Raw genomic sequence first — 16,492 nt, forward strand, 5'->3', positions numbered from 1 at the left:
GGTTCAATATAAAACTTTACATACCTCACATAGATGAGGAGAAAGAGGAGGAGAAAGAAGCATGAGTATTAAAAGGAAATTTGGCCTTGGTTTAGCATCAGCTGCACTAGGATTATCACTAATTGGTGGGGGGACTTACGCTTACTTCAGTGATGAAGCTACAATTCACAATGGTTTTGCTGCAGGAACTTTGAATCTTGAAGTTGGAAAGTATCCTGGTACACAATGGCCTGTTAACTTTGATCTTTCAAACCTAAGGCCGGGGGATGTAGTAGAAAGAACATTCGATCTTAATAATGTTGGCAGCCTTGCAATTGAAGACACTTATCTTGATTTTTCTAAAGTAGAAGTATCAAATCCGCTTGAAACTGGGGCATCTGCAAATTCATTCTTAAAAGCGTTAAACATTCATTATTTTGTTGAAACAGTACAGAATGGTCAAGAAAAAATTGATTCCCTTTTTGTACATGGTGAAACAATTACGTTAAAGGATGCCATTGATGGGAATTATACAGGTAAAATTAAACCAGAATTCCTTGTTGGTGGAAAACTAAATTTAACACCAGAAGGAATTGATGTTGGGGATTACACAAGGATACGTATCATGATTTCTTTCCCTGAAACAAATAAACCACAGAATGAATTGCAAGGAATGGTTGCCAAGGTTAACTTCAAGCTAGATTCTCGCCAAGTAATGGGCGGAAAATACTATGGTCCAAGTAAAGACAATGGACATATTACAGGAAACGAAGTACAAGGTATAGGTCAAGATTGGGATGACGAAGCCAATCCGCAGAAATATACGATTGATCCTACTAAAGGTGATATTGTAGATCCAGATCTAACTGATGATGAAGCTTGGAAAGATACTGGAAAATAATTAAAATCAGTGGTCTAAGAGGTGGATGTTCATCCTGAAGGTGGATGTTCATTCACCTTTTTTTAAAAGTTAAAAAACAAAGTAGAATGTTTAGAACGGAGAAAATAGATGAAATCTTTATATCTCGTTATGGGTATTTTACTATTTAGCTTTAATTTCTCCCCATTAATAATAGAAGTATTTGCACTTTCCGAAAAGGAAATCGATATAGCTACAAGTCCGGAAAAGGTACTCTTTAATATAGTAAATGCTAGACCGGGTGATGTATATTCAAATACTTTGACAGTAGTTAATTCAGGGACAGAAAATTATAACTACCTCTTTTCAAACAAGTTTTTAAATGGTACAAAGAAATTTTATAATGAACTATTATTAACGGTCTCAGATAAAAATGGAGATTTATATAATGGAAAGTTAATGGACTTTGAAAAGTTGAACCTAAGGCCCCTTAATGCAAAATTAAGTGAAAAGTTAGTATTTTCTATTGAAGTACCCCTTGAACTTGGAAATGAATATCAAGGGATGAGTAGCGAATTTGAATTCAAATTTTACGCCGAAGGCACTCTTGGCGGCTTAATCCCCCCAGACGATGTCCCACTAGGACCAATCGATACACCATTAGGGCCAATTAAGCTTCCGGATACAGCAACAGAAGCCTTCAACTTCCTTGCTGCCGGATTAATCATGCTAACTGTTGGCTTTTCAGTGAGGTATATTATCAAATTTAAAAAGAAAATAACCGACACAAGTTTAACGAGACCCTGAACTGGATATAGGATATCAGGGTCTTTTGTACGTATACGGGCATAATTAGATTACATAAGACGTATTTTATAGGGTATTCGAAGAAGGGGAGCGGAGAGGGATGTATAAAAAAATTTGTACGGAGTGCGAGAAGCCGTCTTACAGCAGCTGTGATTCTGGGACATGGCTTTGCCCGGTTTGTGGTGCTGATATAACAAAGGTAAGTTTGCATGCGCCTGAGAGCCAGCGCGGGCAGAACCAGGTTGAACTGTTGTCTGGACAGTACATAAAGCAACAAGGTAATCAGAAACTATATCATGAGCTAGTTTAATCCACTGATCACCTGAATTTTTTCAATAAATCTGCGCATAATCAGACACATTTCGAGCAGTCATTACGGTATACTATACTCAAACGGGTGAAAAAGAGGATTGATACTATTTTAATAGTGAAAAGCCTGGAGTTCACAAATGCAGTGGGATTGAAGGTTAAAATTGTGGAGATTCCTGTATTGGAGGAAGATAATCCGAATCATTTCATGATCCGATTCAGTTTGCAGACATTTATGATGAGCCTAAATGAAGAACAGCAGCCGAAACCTTGCTATTCCTTCAGGGATTATTTGAAACGGACCTTGAGATGGCCTGATTATGAGCAGCTTTACTCGTCTACTACATTAAAAAATAATGCATGACTAGCATGGGTGCCGAAAATCGGCATCCTTTTTCGTTGGTATCCATGGTTTTTAATAGGTATAATAAGTACTAAGTGTAAATTAGCAGGGAAGTGAATGTAATGGCAAAGATTAAGATAGTTACTGATTCGACACATGATATGCCTAAAGAAATAATTGACCAGTATGGAATTGAAGTGGTTCCGCTAACAATATCTGTTGCGGGAAAAACGTATACCGATGGCGTGGATATCCATCCGGAAGAATTTTTGGCAAGAATGAAACAATCTCCGGAACTTCCGAAAAGCTCGCAGCCTTCCGCTGGTGCTTTTCTAGAGGTGTATGACCGTCTTGGAGCAGAAGGTTACGACATTCTGTCCATCCATATGACAGGGAAAATGAGTGGGACTGTCCGCTCTGCTGAAAGTGCTGCCGGGATGACAAAATATAACGTGACCGTTGTTGACTCGAAATTCATTTCAAAAGCTCTCGGTTTTCAGGTTAAGGAAGCAGCAATTATGGCCGCTAACGGAAAATCAATGGAAGAAATCCTCGCTCGGCTTGAGTCCATGAGTGAAAATACACGTCTTTACATAATGGTTGATACGCTTGAAAACCTGGTGAAGGGCGGCAGGATCGGAAAAGGCAGGGCATTCCTTGGCTCACTTTTGAACATTAAACCGATTGCCTCTCTTGAAGGAGCCGAATACAACCCGGTTGCCAAGGTGCGCAGCTACACACAGGTTGTTAAGTTCTTGGCAAAACAATTTGCTGAAGATGTAAAAGGCAAGTCGATAAAGAGCGTAGGAATCGCACATGCCGGAGCGGAAGAACTTGCAGGAAAAGTCGCAGACAGCATCCGTGAAGCAACAGGCTTCGATAGGGTTGAAATTGACTATACGAATTCGACAGTCAGCACCCATACAGGCCCAGGCGCGTTTGCGCTTATGTACCACTTTGAATAAAAAGATTTGGCTGGGACAATAGGTTCCGGCCTTTTTTGATCAACAAAACGAAATCCTTTCCACTTTTGAAAACGTTTGATAAGATAGGGACGACTATAGAGATATGACGGCGGTGAAGACGGTGAAAACAAAAGTAGTTTTACTGATAATGGCAGTTTGCGCGATGCTGCTTTCAGCCTGCAACAAAGAATTGGAAGGTGCGGAAAACTGGCCGCTTAAAGAATTTACCTTCACAAATCAGGAAAATAAACAGTTTGGCACAAAGGACCTTGAGGGCAAAGTGTGGATGGCTAGCTTCATCTTTACAAACTGTGATACGGTCTGCCCGCCGATGACGGCTAACATGAGTGAGATTCAAAAAATGGCTAAGGATGAGGGAATTGAGAATATCCAGTTCGTTTCCTTTAGTGTCGACCCTGAGAACGATACACCTGAAGCTCTCAAGGAATACGGCCAAAAGTTTAATGTTGATTTGAAGAACTGGAACTTTCTAACTGGCTATGAACAGGAAGAAATAGAAGAGTTCGCCTTGAAAAACTTCCAGACTCTTGTCAAAAAACCCGAGACTGATGACCAGGTAATCCATGGAACTTCGTTTTATTTGGTTGGCCAGGACGGAAACGTTAAGAAATACTACCCTGGTGTCTCTGACGTACCGAGAGACCAAATTATTGAAGACATCAAAGCTTTGCAATAAAGCCCTCAATTGGGCTTTTTTTGTTAATGTCGTTTTGAAGCGGACAAGGACCAAAAAGGGAGTTGGACTTTTATTGAAGACTGTACCCAAGTTTTCCTGGTTCATAGAGTAGCCAATAAGCTCTATTGACGACTGTACCAAGGTTTCCCTGGTTCATAGGGTCGTCAAGGAGCTCCATTGACGACCGGACACCAATTTTTCTAACTCACAGGGTCGACAAGAAGCTCTATTGACGACCGTACACCACTTTCCCTGGCTCGCAGGGTCGCCAATAAACTATACTTCAAGTATTTCATGTACCGCCCAACATATCTTTGATGAGCCAAACCTAGGATACAATGAAAAACCAATATTATTCAGGCTTGTCCCGGTGCTTTTCAGGCATTCCAGCTGCCGAGCAATGATATAATAAGAAAAAAACGTGAAGGGAAGGTGAAGCGTGTGTGGAAGAAGATTGGGTGCATTTTGGCAGCAAGCCTTATATTGGCATCGTGCGAGGGTAACACTGAGTGGCAAAGCCATAGTGCAAGGGAAACCCTACTTGAAGCGGAACGTACGATTCCTGAAGATTTTATCCCACGCACGTTTTCCGTTGCCGCTATTGGTGATTCACTCACCCAGGGTGTTGGGGACAGCACGGATAGTGGCGGTTATCTCCCATACCTGGATGAACTGCTTGAACAGGAAAAAGGAGTCAAGAAAGCGAATTTTATAAACCTTGGTGTCCGCGGAACGAGGAGCGATCAACTCCTGGAGAAACTTGATACTTCTAAGATGAGGAATGCCATCGAGGATTCCGATATTGTTCTCGTTACGATTGGCGGTAATGACATGATGAAAATCGCACGGGAGAACATTCTTAATCTGCAATATGAAGTATTTGAAGAAGAAATGGTTTCCTATACCGAACGAGTGAATCAAATTTTTAAAAAAATCAGGTCGGAAAATCCAGAAGCGGCCATCATACTGATAGGGTTATATAATCCGTTCGGGAAATGGTTTACTGAGGTAGATGAATTGAATCAAATTGTCGATGATTGGAATGAAGCCGGAAGATCGGTTGCCTCACATTACTCCGAGTCCTACTTCGTTGAGATTGGCGATTTGTTCGTGGATACAGACGTGAACCTCTTGTTTGATGACCAGTTTCATCCGAACGATAAGGGGTATGAATTAATTGCAGAGCGTGTTTATGAAACGCTTGGAGAAGAAGCGCTGCCTGTTCTGGCCGGAAAGGACTAGACTGCAGCTGATGAGGGGAATCATGAATGAAAAATAGGTGGAAAACCGCCTTCTTTGTTTTGTTTGGCTTGGTTGTAATTGTATTTGCTGCATTGATTATTATGGCAATCCTGCCAGGGGAAAAGTCTGAAGCAGAACCGGCGAAAAATATCGATGAAGATAAACATGTTGGCTTCGCAATCCGAACGAACAGAGAAGACGTAAATAAGCTAGTTAATTATTATTTGGAAAAAGAAATAGGTTCATCTCCGATTGACTACCGTGTACAGGTTGAAGATGACGTTGCGCTATACGGCAGCGTGCCATTTTTTAGCCAGGAGCTTGATATGAAAATGGCTTTTGAGCCCGAGGCGCTTGAAAACGGCGACCTGCTGCTCAAGCAAACCAATCTTCAGGTGGGGAGATTGCCACTTCCGGTTCCATACGTGCTTGATTTTATTAGGAAAAATTACAAGCTTCCGGCTGGAGTTGAAATCCTCCCGAATGAGGAAGTTATTTATGTACACATGCAGGAACTCAAATTGAAAAGCGATGCAAAGCTTAAGGCCAATACCTTTGATTTAAAAAATGATGATATATCCTTTACATTGCTTGTTCCCGTAAAAGAATGAGTGCCCGTTAGCTGGGCACTCATTTTTTATTAGAGAGTGGACTGGAAACATATTTTTCATTAATTAGGATGCTTCCCAAAAAATACAGGACACATTTTAAAAAATACAGGACACTTTTCAAAAAATACAAGACACTTTCCAAAAAATACAGGACACATTCCAATAAATACAGGACATTTCTCAAAAAATCTCTTCATCTTTTATTCACAATGCGATGACTGTTTCTGGCAATATCCCCTATAAAAGTTACGCACATCATGGTTTACTGCATGTTAATAAGGTATAAAAACTGCTTCCGAAGCACTCTCTCCCTGAGCGATACATACCAAATAAGCTTGATTCTTCTCAAAAACAGCGTCATGCATTGGCAGGATAATCGTTTTTGTTCCTGCCATTCTTGCTTCAAGATTATAGTACGCCGGTGTAAGAGCAAGGACATCCGATACTCCACAATATTGGAGGGAGGGGAAGACAACATCGCCTTTATGGACGGAAATGTCGAGTTCCTGGTGAGAAGAGGCCAGGTGAATGAACCTGGCTGCTGCCTCGCCTCTTGGCACATGGTCATACAAAGCGCATGCAATTACGTCTGCCTTGCCATGAAGACCAGTTACAGCGATAAAATAATTCCGCTCCTTTTCGATAAAAAATTGGGCAGAACCGATCCACTTATCTCCATGATACACATCGATTTGGCACTCCCCCTCTGGCAGGGCAAATTTTAGGCTGTGCTCTTTATAATGAAATTCTTCTAGGATTGGTAACCCGTTTATTAGAATACAAATTTCTCCTACCAGTGCGCTGCCGTTAAAAAAGGTCCCATAACCTCGTCCGGGAAGATTACTTTGATAAAAATAATCTTGTTTCAAGCCGCTTCCTCCTATTGGAAAATTGGAAACATATTAATTAATTGTTTACTTTTTTCTGAAATATGCATATACTAAAACTATCTTATGAGAGGCGGGTGAAGTGTTATGAGTAAGTTAATTGTTTTTTCAGTTGTTGGAAACTCTAACACAGCCCGTACGGCTATTTAGGCATAAAGGGACAAATCCGTCCATTTCTTCCTGAATATTAGACCGCTGGCTGTGTATGCCAGTGGTCTATTTATATTTCAGGAGGAAAGTAATTTGAACTTACTAACTATTGGATTGAAAAAAGATATTCAACAAGCATCTAAGGAATTTTCAAAAAGTGATTGTGTACTCGGCAGGGTTGCCCTGGAGCATAAGCATATGTATCGCGTGTGGACGGAGGAAGGCGAACTGCTTTGCGAAGTTTCTGGGAAAATGGCTTTCGAAGCATCAAGCAGGGAAGACTTCCCGGCAGTCGGAGACTGGGTAATGGTTGCTGCGAGAAGTAATGAAGGAACGGGAACAATTCATGGAGTACTGCCTCGATTCAGCAAGTTTTCGCGGAAATCTGCTGGTAAGACAGCGGAGGAGCAAATTGTCGCTGCGAACGTGGATGTGGTGTTCCTGGTCAACAGCTTGAACGATGACCTTAACTTACGAAGGATTGAACGCTATTTGCTTCTCGCCTGGGAAAGCGGCGCGAAACCGGTGATTGTGTTGAGCAAGGCTGATTTAAGTGAAGATATTGAAGCAAAGGTAGCAGAAGTCGAATCCATTGCGTACGGGGTTCCGGTTATTCCGGTCAGTGCGGAGATGAACGAAGGCTTGGAAAAGCTGCTGCCATTCCTTTCACCTGGGAAAACTGTGGCATTGTTGGGCTCATCAGGTGTTGGAAAGTCGACTCTTACGAACAAACTGCTTGGTGAGGAAAAGCAAGCCGTCAAGGATATCCGCGAAGCAGATGACAAAGGCCGCCATACGACGACCCACCGGGAATTGATCTTGTTGCCGAATGGAGCCGTGTTGATTGACACTCCGGGAATGAGGGAGCTTCAGCTTTGGGAAAGCCATGATGGACTTTCCGAGGCATTTTCAGATATCGAAGAAACTGCTGAGGCTTGCAAATTCCGTGATTGCCGTCATATTGATGAGCCGGGGTGCGCGGTCCAAGAAGCAATTGCGAATGGCTTACTGCCTGCTGAACGGCTTGCCAGCTTCAATAAGCTGCAAAAAGAGCTTGCCTACATCGAGCGAAAAGCAGATAAACGGGCACAGGCTGAAGACAAGAAACACTGGAAAACCATTACTAAACAAGTAAAACATAAAAAACGGTAAAGGAAGGACCTGTAAAAGGGTCCTTTTTAATTTTGACTCGTAAATCTTTTTGCTGGTATATCAAGGGTATTTAATCAAACTAATTTGCATCCCTTTTTAACACACTTACGGAATGCGAAATGAAGTGAGAAAAAAATAACTAGGTTTTTGGATAAATATGTTAAAATCTAAGAGTGCTTATTCACCTATTGGAGGTTTTATCAGAATTTAAATATATTAAATCATTAACGAGTGGGGTAGTATTCTTTCAAAATAGAAAACGTTTAATGGATTGAGGTGGGGAAAATGAAATTGAAAAAAATATTTTTGATTGTTGGTGTTGTAATGGTAGTGGCGCTACCATTGTTTTCTATGTTTTTTAGGGACGGTCTGATTTTGGATATGGCAGGTATTCATCTTACTAATCCCTTTTCAGAAAAAGTAACAGTGAAGGAAAATTATATAAGGGTTGATAAGAATCAGAATAATGTGGCTGATCCACTAGACATAGTGAATGCTGCAAGGAAGGAAGTGGAGAATCGAACACAATACAAGAGTGCTTATTATGAAGGCGGATATCCACCAGATAGCGAAGGTGTATGCACGGATGTTATTTGGAGAGGATTGGCCGGAGCTGGTATAAATTTGAAAGAATTAATGGATCAGGATATTCATGATCATCCATCTTTATATCCCCGTGTAGAGGGAAATCCTGATCCTCATATTGATTTCAGGCGGGTTCCTAATCAGTATGTCTTTTTTCAACGTTTCGCCGAATCTCTGACGACTGAATTAATTCCAGGCGATCCAGATAATTTAGCCGAGTGGCAGCCAGGGGATATTGTGATTTATTTGGAGGGTACAGACCACGCAGGCATCATTTCTGATAAACGGACAAAAGATGGAATACCTTATTTAATTCATAACGCCCCTCCCTTTGCATCAGAAATTAAACTAACCTCTTATAAACAAACCATTGTGGGTCATTATAGATGGAGTTACTGATTTTTTTATAAAAACGTCAAGTAAAAAGGAAAGACACTATTAATTCGAATTTTGTGCTTTAAAAATTATACTCATTTATTTTTTTACTAGTGATCACTTGGAATTTAGTTGTTTTTACTTGTAATGAGCAATCTTCCTTATAACTATCCTATTGGTTCCTACTCGTAAACCAAAGCATTTCATTTTCTAACCCAACAATATTCAAATATAATTAACTCGCATTGTTATTCCGAGCCCGTAACGGGAATAGGTAAACAGAGGTTATTTTTTAAGAAGGGAAGAATGCACATGTTTAAAAACTTATTTGGTAAAAAAGAAAAAGAAGTTGTGACTGAAGTCGAGCTTGCGTCGCCGCTAACTGGAACGGCGACAATGCTGGAAAACGTAGACGACCCTGTTTTTTCACAAAAGATGATGGGTGACGGGCTTGCGGTCATGCCTACTGAAGGGCTTGTAGTGGCACCTGCAGACGGTGAAATCGTCCAGGTGTTTCCAACAGGCCATGCTGTCGGAATCAAGGTGGTAAATGATGCTGAAATCCTGATTCATATCGGCCTTGAGACGGTTGCAATGAAAGGTGAAGGATTTACTGCCCATGTTCGTGAAGGTGACAAGGTGAAAAAGGGAGACAAGCTTGTCAGCTTCGATATGGCGCTAGTGACAGAGCGTGCCAAAAGCACAGTCACACCACTAATCATTACAAACACTGACGCGATGATTATTGAGCAGCTCGCATCCGGTGAGGTAGAAGCCGGCGTAACTCCTTTCCTCAGAGTTTCTGCAAAATAAGTAAAACCGCCCATTGAGGCGGTTTTACTGTTTTCCAGGAAGTTTGCTTTTTTGAGCCATTCCACCTGACAGGATAAATTTCATTGCATCCTCAGGTTTTACATCGAGGATTTCGACCTGCTCTTTAGGAATCAGGAAGGTAAACCCCGCAACCTGGAAGGTTTGTTGGACATAAACAGCTACGTACTCCTTTAACGGTTCATGAAAGCTTTCAAGTTCCTCGGAGGTGATGAAGCCGAGGCTTTTTATTTCGGTGCCAGGAATGGTGATAAGCGCAACCTTTGAAAAAGACTTCTTTTCGCCGAGAAAGGAATTGACAGTATCCTTAATAACCGAATAAATTGTTTTGACGAATGGAATTTTTTCGAGCAGTTTGTCAATCAAAGCTATAAGTTTTCCAGTAATAAACCTTGTTGACAGAAAGCCGAGGAAGGTGATCAGTGCGACCGTAACCAGTAGGCCAATTCCAGGGATGTATGTATCCTCCATATATGGGCGCAGAAGGTTGCCGAGCAATCCATCGAGAAACAGGAATGTTTTGTATATGACCCAAACCACAATGATAATTGGGACGATCACGATAATTCCATTAATAAAATTTTTAGCAAGTGACTTCATAAACTAAATTCTCCATTTGTTTTTTCTCTAGTATAGCCGCCGTTACATGAATTTGAAACGATTATTGTTTTTCTACAACGATTGCTTTTATTTTAACAGAAGGCTGGCCGCTCTTGGAATCTGTAGAGAGCCGCTCCCCATTAAATGTAAACCGGACTGTGTGCTGGCTGTCTTCAAGTGAACTGGCAACATAGTTGTAGCGGGATCTTTCAAACGGCCACCAGGTAGCCAGTGTCCCTGCAGGCTTCCCGTCGATTGTGACATCAATCATTCCACCGTCAGGGCCGCGCTCAAGCAGAAACCCAACCATTGTTCCTTCGAATGTATATTCAAGATAGCTATTCTTCGTTTTGCTAAAATAGCCATCACGCATGTTTACAAATCCTGAATTAATAGAAGGATTGGTTAGCAATTTATAGTCAATTCCAAGGTTGCCGTTTACCGGAGAAGGCATAACTGCAATCTCTTTGGCATTTTTGGCTTCGGATTTTTCTTGGATAGTTTTAATAATTTCGTTTGCGTAAAGGAGATAGCCCGCATCATTAGGGTGAACTTTGTCTGTTGTCAGTTTGTCCGGACTAAGTCCTGATGCATTGAAAGGGATCCGCATATCGATGTTGGTAGCTCCATATGCTCTCGATAGCCGTGCAATTTCCTTGGCGAATCCTTCATAAGCAAGACAGCTTTCGGTGATTGTCACTATATCTGCAGCAGGGTGATCGATCCTTACTACACGAAGCAGTTTTTCATAAAAGTAGGAAAATTGCTTTTCATTCATATACTTACGGTCATTTTCCCCGAAAACAAGGAAAACCAGATGGACCGGTGAGGAGGGTTTCTCATCTTTATATTTCATGAAGCCTTCAAATGCAGTTGCCCCGCTTTGGACAATGGATATCCGCTCCCCGTTTGAGCCGTACTTCTCTGAAACTCCTTTTTCAAAAAGAGAGAACCATGCGGTTGAAGGACTGCTTGCTCCTGAACCTCTGCCTATGCTGTCTCCAACAATCAAATAGCTATAATCATCACCGGCAGCTATTTTTTCATAAAATCCATCTGCTTCTTCCGGGGTGTCCTTTGCCCCGGTTATTTCAAATAATTGAAAAAACAATATAGATAGGCCGAATATCGAGGCAAGCATTAAGCAAATTATTCTTCGGTTCATAAGCATCAACATCCCATCGTGTAATCCTACTGACATTTTAACGTAACCTAACTGTAATAAAAACAGAACAAAGCACTATTTTTTCTTAAAAAATTAAATTTGGATTTTCCCATCATATATATGGGCATATGCACATTCGGGACAATAACCCATATCATATTGTGTGTTGAACAAATTAAAAAGCGGAGGGATGCATATATGCATTACGGATATAACCCTTGTGGATATGTTGGCGGAGTTGGGTCTGATGGTTATCGTGACACGTTTGTATTAATTGTTGTATTGTTTATTCTTCTAATCATCATTGGCGCTTGCTACATTTGTGATTAATACTGGAGCACCTTTTCCAAGTGGAAAAGGTGTTTTTTTGTTGTAAACATTTATCCTAATACATTATTATTTGGATTAATCTCCTTCGAAAAACAGAGATGAATCAAAATTCCAAGCAGGCCATTCAAACGAAAGCCCTGCTATTATTATTTTCGCAGCACAGTTTCCCAGCAACAGCACGTTTAGTATGGCTGCAGCTTTGGAAAGGCACTCTATTAAAAATGAATCAACATAGGTCAGCTTCGGTAAACGGTTAAAACCTCATAAATTGTGATACAGTAAATCAATGAGAATTTAAATGAAGGAAATGTGTTTTAGGACCAATTTCGGATCACAGTATTGGCCGAAGATGAGTTTTCTGTAGGAATTTTCCTTTTTGCAAACTTATTGACGCAGCCGCCAATTCTGGTATGATAAGAATATTTTTAAAGGTATGTTCTATTCTTGCAATAATAAGATGGGGATACGGATTTTTAAGGCAAAGGAGGAGAATGTGAATGTTGAAATCATTCTATCATTTCCTTATGAAATACAGACATCCAAAGCCAAAAGATAATATTAGCGAATTTGCAAACGAAGCGTTCAAGGACCATAGCTTCCCAAAAACATCCGAGGATTACGATGAACTAAGCAGGTATCTCGAAATGAACGGCCACTACTTACCATCGATGTCTGTTTTTGATGACGCATGGGCTGAATACATCGAGACAGAGAAGAGATAAAGCGGAAATGTCTTTGTGGATACTTTAGGACGTTCTAGTGTGCAATGAAAATAAATTCGAAATGCTTTCTTCAATGGAAATTCCTTGTACACCCTATATAAGTTACTTAAGAATTTCAGATTTGCAGGCGTTTTATTGATTGAAGCGGAAGGCACGAAGACTCCTACGGGAGAAAAGGACAGTGGGAGACCCCGCAGGAGCAAAGCGACGAGGAGGCTCCCAGGCCGCCCGTGGAAAGCGAAGTGCCTGGAGCGGAAATCGCAGAAAAACATAAGTTTAGCCTATATAGTTAATATATATAGCACTAATAGCCTGCACCCTTCTCCAACATTTACCATCGCCTTCCAAGCCCGGGGAGGCGATTTTTCTATTCGCCAATCGTGTGCGATTAAACAATATGTGCATATACTATTGTAATCATCGGAGCTCATAAGGGGGTGAATCAGATGGAGAAGGGGAAGCAACCAAAGTTTAAAATGGGTGAAACGGTTGTTATTGTCATGTATGGAACTGTTGGTACAATTACAGATATCCAATGGGTCGGCGGACAGTATGTGTACGAAGTGAACAAAAGTGAAGGCCTTTATGTCGAGTCCTCGCTCCAGCTGCTTTCGGAGTACGAAGGTACCCCTGTAGGGCAGGAGCATTTGGATATAGAATACAAATATTTTTTCGGAGATATTGTCCAGGTTAAAGGATATGGCAATGAACTATTTCGGGTTGTTGGTGTCAGGACAGAAATATGGCGCTACAAGGAAGATGCATGGGAAGATATTATTTACGAGCTTTCCAGGGTAAAAGACGGCGAATGGCTTGAAGCAGGTGAAGAGGAACTAACTCTTTTGGCCGATGCCGATCACGCTGAAACCTTTATCAATAAACTTGGTTTTTTGCATATTGTAGGTAAGCAAGAAAAAGCAAGGAAGCAGAAGCAAGAGGTGTCAAGAAAGAACGCAGAGGCGGAAGAATTAGACCGAATAAAAGAACGGCGGCAGCTGATTGACCGTTTACTTGATATCTACAATGATTACCGGATATTGAATGAAATGTTCGGAGACCACGAATACATTCAGGTTATGGAAGTTATAATGAAGAAGCTGAAGAACCTGAACTCAAAAGACGGAAAAAAGCATGTCTGACCGTCCCTTCCATAGTCGTTCCCCACTATAATCAACCTTCAAGCGGCTAAATTTCCATTCTCTAAGCATGAATAAAACCACTTGAACATACATTCTCTAAAAAGGAGGAGATCAAATGGGAGAAATCGAAGTGATCATCGATACAGAAGAAATTGCTGAATTTTTCTTTCATGAGCTTGTGAAACGAGGATATACACCAACTGAAGAGGAACTTGAAGAGCTTGCAGACATCACATTTGAATACCTCCTGGAAAAGAGTATCATCGACGAAGAAAATTAAAGCCAACTGAAGCGGCCTGCCACAAGGAAGGCCGCATTATTGTGAAAAAAATTATCCAGCAGCACCGAAACCTTTTTAAATAGGAAGCGTATATATCTTTATCAAAATTGGGGAGGAACAATGCAATGCTGAAAAAGTTGCTTAAAATGCTTATGAAATCAAAGATGCATAAACCATATTACAGCTCCAGTGATGCCTGGAAGCACATGAAGCACAAGAAGCATGGACACTATGGGCACGGACACTATAAACACGCATATAAAAAGAAGAGCTTTTCGAGCTTCTTCAGCAGCTAAAAAGCACGGGCAGCCATACCGCCTTGAAGCGAATCTCGACTATCCGACAAACAGGAGGCATTAAGGGGAGGTTCTCAATTTGCTGAAAAGGCTTATTCTTTTTTTATCCCATCTGTTTGAAAAGCCATTTCCACCCGGCACTCTTGTAGCTGAACGATACTCGGTGGTCCGCTTGCTGGGAACTGGAGGATATGGCCATACTTATCAGGTGATTGATCAAGAAACTGGAAGTCAGGTTGCCTTGAAGGCGCTCCGCTTGCATAAACGTATTTCCCGCTCAGGAAAAGCCGGATTTGAAAGGGAAAAGGAATTTATGCAAAAGATTCAAATAGCTGGGGTCCCAGCTTATTATGATAGCGGGGAGCATGAAGGAAAACCGTATTATACGATGGAATTGGTTGAAGGCGAAAATCTTGAACAAATCATCTTTGAGGAAGGCCGTTCATTCGACGAAAGGCAAGCATTCGAGGTTGCAAGCGAAATTCTTGACATCCTATACGGACTGCATCAGCAAGGAATTATCCACCGGGACGTAAGGATTCCCAATGTTATCCAGAGTAAAGGAAGAATCTATTTACTTGATTTGGGCCTGGCACAAACCGCTGTGATGGCAAAGGGGCATGCTTTTTTTAAAAATTATCATCCTCGAAAGGAAAGGAATGTACAGGCTGATTTCTATGGGTTGGGCCACTTTATCCTTTTCCTTCTTTATTCCTCCTATAGTCCGGCACCTGGACAGAAGGAACAAAGCTGGGAAAAAGAACTTGAAATTTCTCAACAGGCAAGGGCGATTATTAAAAGGCTTTTAAAAATCGATGGTGAATATAGTAGTTGCAGTGAAGTTCAAATTGATATTAGACGATTGATAAATGAGGAGGAGAAGCAGAATGTCATTATTTAATAAGATGCTTGCATCAGTGGGGATTGGAGCTTCTAAGGTTGATACGAGGCTGGAAAAGGATACACTTACACCGGGTGAAACTGTTAAAGGTGTGGTCGCCATTACTGGAGGCAGCACTGAACAAAGCATTGATTCAATTTATCTGTCATTAAATACTACATATTTAAAGGAATCAGATGATAAAAAATACAGTGTTAATGTGTGTATCGACCGCTTTAAGGTAGCGGATCCATTCATCATTAAACCAGGTGAAAAAAAGGAACTTCCTTTCTCATTCAGGCTGCCTCTTGATACACCGGTCACGATTGGACGTTCAAAGATCTGGCTTTCAACAGGGCTTGATATTAAAAATGCGATTGATCCAACAGATACTGATTACATTCGGGTTGCTCCAAATCCGACAATGTCCGCAATTCTTTCAGCTGTAGAGGAACTGGGATTCAGGTTGAGGGAAGCAGATTGCGAACAGGCGCCGCGCAGGATGCGGGTAAGGCTGCCGTTCGTCCAGGAGTTTGAATTTGTCCCTGTTGGCGGACAGTTCAGGGGAAGGCTTGATGAATTGGAAGTGGTCCTTATTCCCAACAACCATGGTGATATCGAGGTGTTGATGCAGGTTGACCGCCGGGCTCGGGGATTTGGAGGCTTTTTGTCTGAAGCCCTGTCAACGGATGAATCGAACATCCGTTTCGTTGTTACACCTTCAGAAGCGCCTTACGTCAGGCAAAAACTTCAATCGATTATTGAACGATATTCATAAGTTATTTAAGAGGATGGGGAGACCCACCCTCTTTTTTTGTCTAGCTCAGGCGCCAAGTGTACAACGGTCCCATTGTAACGAATAGACAAAATCGATTTACTCGCGCAGGCGCTGACCAATAAGGGAAGCTTCTGTGAATAATCATCACAGAAACAGGCGCACTTAGCCTGTCTCGAGGCGCTTGTACTTTTCTTATGTGTTCTTGCGTTTTTTGGCCGAATACTCTTTGGCATGTGCCTCATGTTCGGCAATTATTGCTTCCGGAGGAATATGGTTATTCTTTTTCGGAGAGTTTATACGATTTCTGTGCTTTTTACCCATTTACATACCTCCTAAGGTTTTAATTGCAGCATGCCTGGATAATGTGTTAACAAAGAATATCTTCCCAAGAAGAGGCTATGCTATAAATAGTTTGCCCCGCTAGGAATTCTCCATCCATCGCTTAAGTAAACGTTTTAAAAATGTCCCAGTATATGCTATGATAGGTAAGTTGTTAGACATCATACTTTT

22 protein-coding genes are annotated in these 16,492 nt (G+C 41.3%); 18 read left to right on the top strand and 4 right to left on the bottom strand.

Annotated elements, in window-relative coordinates; genetic code table 11:
- The first annotated feature begins 61 nt into the window (after positions 1-61).
- From TY16_RS20760 to TY16_RS20795, 8 genes are all read left to right on the top strand, one after another.
- A complete protein-coding gene (locus tag TY16_RS20760; protein ID WP_043933682.1) occupies positions 62-880 on the top strand; it encodes a TasA family protein in 819 nt (272 codons plus the stop codon).
- Between the two features lie 108 nt (positions 881-988).
- Positions 989-1,645: a hypothetical protein gene (locus TY16_RS20765; protein WP_043933683.1), complete on the top strand. Its 657-nt coding sequence runs from the start codon at positions 989-991 to the stop codon at positions 1,643-1,645.
- A gap of 100 nt (positions 1,646-1,745) precedes the next feature.
- Positions 1,746-1,955 carry a hypothetical protein gene (locus TY16_RS20770; protein ID WP_043933684.1) on the top strand — a complete coding sequence of 70 codons (210 nt, stop codon included), beginning with the start codon at positions 1,746-1,748 and terminating at the stop codon, positions 1,953-1,955.
- An 87-nt stretch (positions 1,956-2,042) separates the two neighbouring features.
- Positions 2,043-2,318 (top strand): DUF2535 family protein, encoded by a 276-nt coding sequence (locus tag TY16_RS20775; RefSeq protein WP_081773059.1) that lies wholly within the window; start codon positions 2,043-2,045, stop codon positions 2,316-2,318.
- A gap of 101 nt (positions 2,319-2,419) precedes the next feature.
- Positions 2,420-3,262 (top strand): DegV family protein, encoded by an 843-nt coding sequence (locus tag TY16_RS20780; RefSeq protein WP_043933685.1) that lies wholly within the window; start codon positions 2,420-2,422, stop codon positions 3,260-3,262.
- Positions 3,263-3,410: 148 nt separating this feature from the next.
- Positions 3,411-3,959 carry an SCO family protein gene (locus tag TY16_RS20785; RefSeq protein WP_442853260.1) on the top strand — a complete coding sequence of 183 codons (549 nt, stop codon included), beginning with the start codon at positions 3,411-3,413 and terminating at the stop codon, positions 3,957-3,959.
- Positions 3,960-4,400: 441 nt separating this feature from the next.
- Positions 4,401-5,201 carry an SGNH/GDSL hydrolase family protein gene (locus TY16_RS20790; RefSeq protein ID WP_052342814.1) on the top strand — a complete coding sequence of 267 codons (801 nt, stop codon included), beginning with the start codon at positions 4,401-4,403 and terminating at the stop codon, positions 5,199-5,201.
- Positions 5,202-5,227: 26 nt separating this feature from the next.
- Positions 5,228-5,812 carry a YpmS family protein gene (locus tag TY16_RS20795; RefSeq protein ID WP_043933687.1) on the top strand — a complete coding sequence of 195 codons (585 nt, stop codon included), beginning with the start codon at positions 5,228-5,230 and terminating at the stop codon, positions 5,810-5,812.
- 272 nt (positions 5,813-6,084) lie between these two features.
- Here the strand turns inward: TY16_RS20795 and TY16_RS20800 are convergent, their stop codons facing one another.
- Complete coding sequence (locus tag TY16_RS20800; RefSeq protein WP_043933688.1) at positions 6,085-6,681, bottom strand: DUF4397 domain-containing protein; 597 nt, start codon at positions 6,679-6,681, stop codon at positions 6,085-6,087.
- A gap of 261 nt (positions 6,682-6,942) precedes the next feature.
- On the opposite strand from TY16_RS20800, the gene rsgA reads away from it, so the two are divergent.
- The 3 genes from rsgA (at position 6,943) to TY16_RS20815 (ending at position 9,774) form a co-directional block, all read left to right on the top strand.
- Positions 6,943-8,001 (top strand): ribosome small subunit-dependent GTPase A, encoded by a 1,059-nt coding sequence (gene rsgA, locus TY16_RS20805; protein ID WP_043933689.1) that lies wholly within the window; start codon positions 6,943-6,945, stop codon positions 7,999-8,001.
- 285 nt (positions 8,002-8,286) lie between these two features.
- Positions 8,287-8,985, top strand: coding sequence for a DUF1287 domain-containing protein (locus TY16_RS20810; RefSeq protein WP_043933690.1), 699 nt, complete (start codon positions 8,287-8,289; stop codon positions 8,983-8,985).
- 288 nt (positions 8,986-9,273) lie between these two features.
- Positions 9,274-9,774 carry a PTS sugar transporter subunit IIA gene (locus TY16_RS20815; RefSeq protein ID WP_043933691.1) on the top strand — a complete coding sequence of 167 codons (501 nt, stop codon included), beginning with the start codon at positions 9,274-9,276 and terminating at the stop codon, positions 9,772-9,774.
- 24 nt (positions 9,775-9,798) lie between these two features.
- Here the strand turns inward: TY16_RS20815 and TY16_RS20820 are convergent, their stop codons facing one another.
- Complete coding sequence (locus TY16_RS20820) at positions 9,799-10,392, bottom strand: DUF502 domain-containing protein (RefSeq protein WP_043933692.1); 594 nt, start codon at positions 10,390-10,392, stop codon at positions 9,799-9,801.
- A 61-nt stretch (positions 10,393-10,453) separates the two neighbouring features.
- Entirely contained in the window at positions 10,454-11,557 is a 1,104-nt protein-coding gene (locus TY16_RS20825; RefSeq protein WP_043934890.1) for an SGNH/GDSL hydrolase family protein, read from the bottom strand.
- A 198-nt stretch (positions 11,558-11,755) separates the two neighbouring features.
- Between TY16_RS20825 and TY16_RS25910 the strand changes: the two genes are divergently transcribed.
- The 7 genes from TY16_RS25910 to TY16_RS20845 all read left to right on the top strand — a co-directional run bounded on the left by TY16_RS25910 (position 11,756) and on the right by TY16_RS20845 (position 15,982).
- A complete protein-coding gene (locus tag TY16_RS25910) occupies positions 11,756-11,887 on the top strand; it encodes a YjcZ family sporulation protein (RefSeq protein ID WP_081773061.1) in 132 nt (43 codons plus the stop codon).
- Positions 11,888-12,387: 500 nt separating this feature from the next.
- Positions 12,388-12,609, top strand: a complete 222-nt coding sequence (locus tag TY16_RS20830; RefSeq protein ID WP_081773158.1) for a YozE family protein — start codon at positions 12,388-12,390, stop codon at positions 12,607-12,609.
- Between the two features lie 446 nt (positions 12,610-13,055).
- Positions 13,056-13,748, top strand: a complete 693-nt coding sequence (locus tag TY16_RS20835; RefSeq protein ID WP_043933694.1) for a hypothetical protein — start codon at positions 13,056-13,058, stop codon at positions 13,746-13,748.
- A 115-nt stretch (positions 13,749-13,863) separates the two neighbouring features.
- A complete protein-coding gene (locus TY16_RS25915) occupies positions 13,864-14,028 on the top strand; it encodes a YozD family protein (RefSeq protein ID WP_081773062.1) in 165 nt (54 codons plus the stop codon).
- A 125-nt stretch (positions 14,029-14,153) separates the two neighbouring features.
- The gene (locus TY16_RS26690) at positions 14,154-14,324 is read left to right on the top strand and encodes a hypothetical protein (protein ID WP_197028434.1); all 171 of its coding nucleotides are present in this window, start codon (positions 14,154-14,156) and stop codon (positions 14,322-14,324) included.
- Between the two features lie 79 nt (positions 14,325-14,403).
- Positions 14,404-15,225, top strand: a complete 822-nt coding sequence (locus tag TY16_RS20840; protein ID WP_043933695.1) for a serine/threonine protein kinase — start codon at positions 14,404-14,406, stop codon at positions 15,223-15,225.
- A complete protein-coding gene (locus TY16_RS20845) occupies positions 15,212-15,982 on the top strand; it encodes a sporulation protein (protein ID WP_043933696.1) in 771 nt (256 codons plus the stop codon). The genes TY16_RS20840 and TY16_RS20845 overlap by 14 nt, the downstream gene beginning before the upstream one ends.
- A 192-nt stretch (positions 15,983-16,174) precedes the next feature.
- Here the strand turns inward: TY16_RS20845 and TY16_RS26695 are convergent, their stop codons facing one another.
- Complete coding sequence (locus TY16_RS26695) at positions 16,175-16,303, bottom strand: hypothetical protein (protein ID WP_197028435.1); 129 nt, start codon at positions 16,301-16,303, stop codon at positions 16,175-16,177.
- Positions 16,304-16,492 lie beyond the last annotated feature (189 nt).

The sequence above is a fragment of the Bacillus sp. EB01 genome, from assembly GCF_000613125.1.
Taxonomy (GTDB): Bacteria; Bacillota; Bacilli; order Bacillales; family Cytobacillaceae; genus Bacillus_D.

Excerpts from the sequence above, each read along its gene's own strand:
- TY16_RS20760 (WP_043933682.1), top strand. The coding sequence starts at position 62 with ATGAGTATTAAAAGGAAATTTGGCCTTGGTTTAGCATCAGCTGCACTA.
- TY16_RS20765 (WP_043933683.1), top strand. The coding sequence starts at position 989 with ATGAAATCTTTATATCTCGTTATGGGTATTTTACTATTTAGCTTTAAT.
- TY16_RS20770 (WP_043933684.1), top strand. The coding sequence starts at position 1,746 with ATGTATAAAAAAATTTGTACGGAGTGCGAGAAGCCGTCTTACAGCAGC.
- TY16_RS20780 (WP_043933685.1), top strand. The coding sequence starts at position 2,420 with ATGGCAAAGATTAAGATAGTTACTGATTCGACACATGATATGCCTAAA.
- TY16_RS20785 (WP_442853260.1), top strand. The coding sequence starts at position 3,411 with ATGGCAGTTTGCGCGATGCTGCTTTCAGCCTGCAACAAAGAATTGGAA.
- TY16_RS20795 (WP_043933687.1), top strand. The coding sequence starts at position 5,228 with ATGAAAAATAGGTGGAAAACCGCCTTCTTTGTTTTGTTTGGCTTGGTT.
- TY16_RS20810 (WP_043933690.1), top strand. The coding sequence starts at position 8,287 with ATGAAATTGAAAAAAATATTTTTGATTGTTGGTGTTGTAATGGTAGTG.
- TY16_RS20815 (WP_043933691.1), top strand. The coding sequence starts at position 9,274 with ATGTTTAAAAACTTATTTGGTAAAAAAGAAAAAGAAGTTGTGACTGAA.
- TY16_RS20820 (WP_043933692.1), bottom strand. The coding sequence starts at position 10,392 with ATGAAGTCACTTGCTAAAAATTTTATTAATGGAATTATCGTGATCGTC.
- TY16_RS20825 (WP_043934890.1), bottom strand. The coding sequence starts at position 11,557 with ATGAACCGAAGAATAATTTGCTTAATGCTTGCCTCGATATTCGGCCTA.
- TY16_RS25910 (WP_081773061.1), top strand. The coding sequence starts at position 11,756 with ATGCATTACGGATATAACCCTTGTGGATATGTTGGCGGAGTTGGGTCT.
- TY16_RS20835 (WP_043933694.1), top strand. The coding sequence starts at position 13,056 with ATGGAGAAGGGGAAGCAACCAAAGTTTAAAATGGGTGAAACGGTTGTT.
- TY16_RS25915 (WP_081773062.1), top strand. The coding sequence starts at position 13,864 with ATGGGAGAAATCGAAGTGATCATCGATACAGAAGAAATTGCTGAATTT.
- TY16_RS26690 (WP_197028434.1), top strand. The coding sequence starts at position 14,154 with ATGCTGAAAAAGTTGCTTAAAATGCTTATGAAATCAAAGATGCATAAA.
- TY16_RS20845 (WP_043933696.1), top strand. The coding sequence starts at position 15,212 with ATGTCATTATTTAATAAGATGCTTGCATCAGTGGGGATTGGAGCTTCT.
- TY16_RS26695 (WP_197028435.1), bottom strand. The coding sequence starts at position 16,303 with ATGGGTAAAAAGCACAGAAATCGTATAAACTCTCCGAAAAAGAATAAC.